Origin of the sequence: Pseudomonas sp. SIMBA_041 (assembly GCF_046535095.1) — a bacterium.
Lineage (GTDB): Bacteria > Pseudomonadota > Gammaproteobacteria > Pseudomonadales > Pseudomonadaceae > Aquipseudomonas > Aquipseudomonas mucoides.
Genome location: NZ_JAWRXJ010000582.1, coordinates 1 through 256, shown reverse-complemented (window position 1 = coordinate 256; position 256 = coordinate 1). Strand labels below are relative to the sequence as shown.

Annotated in this window: 1 protein-coding gene; it reads right to left on the bottom strand. The window is 46.1% G+C overall.

What is annotated here, in order from left to right:
• Positions 1 to 238: circularly permuted type 2 ATP-grasp protein (locus tag SB725_RS32450; protein ID WP_410923610.1), on the bottom strand; the 238-nt coding region annotated here is incomplete at its 3' end.
• Positions 239 to 256: the final 18 nt, after the last annotated feature.

The following is a 256-nucleotide window of genomic DNA, read 5'->3' as shown; positions in this document are numbered from 1 at the left end:
CAGTAAATATATCAGCTAATAGTGTCTCTGATATATTGCGACTCTCAAGCATATATGAGACGCCTGATGGGGTACGCAAGTTATCCTCTAAGACACAAAATTTACCTGTCTCGTCTCGAATCAAATCAATACCGCTGATGTGCGAATAGATAGGCTTGTCGAGCTCAACGCCCATCATCCACGGCGCATAGCAACCACCGGCATAGACGTAGCTGGCAGGTACAACATCTGCCTTCATGATGGCTTGGTCATGGTA